General features: G+C 63.3%; 2 protein-coding genes. Both read right to left on the reverse strand.

What is annotated here, in order from left to right; translation table 11 throughout:
• Nucleotides 1–153 precede the first annotated feature (153 nt).
• A complete protein-coding gene (locus ACWKWX_RS32555; RefSeq protein ID WP_416424755.1) occupies nucleotides 154–582 on the reverse strand; it encodes a hypothetical protein in 429 nt (142 codons plus the stop codon).
• Between the two features lie 339 nt (nucleotides 583–921).
• Complete coding sequence (locus ACWKWX_RS32560; protein WP_483829919.1) at nucleotides 922–2,151, reverse strand: NHL repeat-containing protein; 1,230 nt, start codon at nucleotides 2,149–2,151, stop codon at nucleotides 922–924.
• Nucleotides 2,152–2,495: the final 344 nt, after the last annotated feature.

The following is a 2,495-nucleotide window of genomic DNA, read 5'->3' on the forward strand; positions in this document are numbered from 1 at the left end:
GATCGCGCGCCGCCCGCGCGGCGCATCGCGACCAAGGTCGAGCGCGACCCCGGCGGCTCCTACATTTGTTGCACCGTGCCATGGCCTGATATCCCGAGTTGCCCGCCTTGTTGGCCCGGCTTCAGGTTTAGGTGGCCTGTGGGCGTAGACCCATCAATTCAGCGAAGCACCGCGAATCAATGCATCCGTCAGGGCCTTCGCGGCTTCGATCTGATGCAGCGCGGACCACAGCAGGCCGCGCTCACGCACTTCGCAGTCGCACAATTCATACGCTGATTCGCCAGCACCTTTCAGCAACAGCGATATCTGCCCCAAGGCATGTTCCATGGGAATACCGGCCCGTACGGTGTAGAACGGCTCACCCGAGTCGTCGGTGGCGCCGAATGCCAGGGTGGCGGTGGAAGGTGGATCGGTGGGAATTTCGAACGTCATGGGCAACCCTTTACTTTTGGATGAACGCTGCTGCATCGCTACCAAACGATGGGAGGCGGCGGTACGCAGGTTGGTAGACCGGGAAAAGTAAGTAAAACCGGCGCACACGAAGGTGCCCTGCGTACAGCCACCACAGGTGCCAATACGCAATTACTTTAGAACCCGGGCTACCAAACCCGACCACTGGAAGCAGTGGCACGAGGGAGGTTATTGCCATGACCCGGGCCGAACAAGCCTACCCGAGCAAATCAGAATTGTCCTACGTTTGGTCCTACGGAAACCTTGCCACTCAGGACCGCCCCTCATCCCCCAGGCGGGCGGCGCTCGATCTAAAGGGCGCCGGTAAAACATCGCCTGGCACCTGGCGGCCATGACCCTATCACGTAGCAGCTGCCGAAGGCTGCGTCCGCTGCACCAAGGTGTGCCAGGTACTGCGCGCTGGTCGTGACGCAGCCTTCGGCAGCTGCTACGGGATGGATGGGGGCTGTTTTATCGTCCCAATACGCGGAACACCGAAGAATGCCAGCTTGCCAGCATCTTTCCATCGACGTCGTGCGCCACCGCGCCCCCCGTGCTGTTACCCATCGACCCCGCCACCGTAAGCGACACACGCCCCATGGCCTCATCCATGCCCCCCGTACCATCAAGTGCAGCCATGATGATTTGCTGGGTGTTGAACCATTTCAGGCACGCCAGGCGGTAGGCGCCAGCCTGCTCGCTGGAACTGAAGAACACGGGCGTCCTGAGCTCATTCGCGGCAGCCGAGTATGTTTCCAGCAGCGCAAGGCCATCGTTGAACGTATGGTCCACCGCTCCTTCGGCGTTCCAGGCAATGGCGACCTCACGGGTACGCGGTGACGCTTCGCGATCCCTGAGCGAGCCGCACAACTTCAACGTGTCGGCCGGGTCGACAATCAACTGCATGTAGCGGTACTGGTCAGCAGCCACCCAGGCAAAGCCGCGTTCGCCAAACGTCGAATCGGGCTCGCCATTGGTATTCAGGCGCGTCACGTACAGCCCTTCGTCCGCCCCCCCTGCGCTCCAACCGCCGGCGAGTAGCACCTTGCCGGCATTGGCGCCCAGCCGCTGGATGCCCAAGCCACGCAAGGCGCTGGCACGGGTGACGTTGTCGGGCAGTTGCACCAGCTGCACGCCGGTACCGTTGAACGCCGGGTTCAGCGCGCCGGCCGCCGTGATGCACATCACCGCAACCAGTGTGTCGGCGTTGAGCAGCGTAACGGTGAACGCCACGTACAGCAGCTCACCGTCCGCCGCACTGAGCATCGGCCCCTCGGCGACCGCGCCGGTGGGCAGCGCGCTGAAGTCCACCAGGTGCCGGGCTTGCGGCAGGCCAGCTGCGTTGTACCGTGCCATGTGTACCCCTTCACGCTGGAAGCTCAGCACGTGGAAGTCGCCGCCCTGGTAGGCGTGCAGCTGGGGGATGGGGCGCGCTGAACTGAAGCTGTCCAGCAAATAGCCATGCCCACGGGAGCTGACCGAATTGCCGAAGGCTTCAGGGGACGGCAGGCTGCCATCGGCGTTGAACAGGTTGACCGCAAATGCGCTGGAGGGATCGCCAGACGAGGCCACCAGCATAGAGCCGTCCGCCAACGGCAGCAGCGAATGGATCTTGCTCGCCAGGCCACTGGGCGTGATGGTTTGCCGGGCGCCTGCGTTGAATCCAGGGTCCAGGGCGCCGGGTGCGGTGAGGTGGGTCATGATGGGCTTCTTGTTTTGAGTAAGAAGGTTCAGGGTTGCAGACTTGCCCCCTCCTGTGACCTGTCAGAAATAACAGGTCCCCCGTAGCAGCTGCCGCAGGCGGCGTCCGGGGCACTTACCCAGTTAAGCCAGGTATTGCGCGGTGGCCCGGACGCAGCCTGCGGCAGCTGCTACGGGGGAGGTGATTGCCACCCATGACCGGCCGCTCCCCATTTCCCAGCCATGCACCAAAGGCTGCCAACGCAGGTCTATCAGGCCATGGCACGCTGCAACAAACGTGGGAGGGGGTTCTACCCCCGAAGCGCCGCGCGGGCGGCGCTCGATCTCAAGGGCGCCGGTAAAAC

The organism is Pseudomonas imperatae, from assembly GCF_057128625.1.

Coding starts and splice junctions, on each gene's coding strand:
- ACWKWX_RS32560 (WP_483829919.1), bottom strand. CDS start 2,151: ATGACCCACCTCACCGCACCCGGCGCCCTGGACCCTGGATTCAACGCA.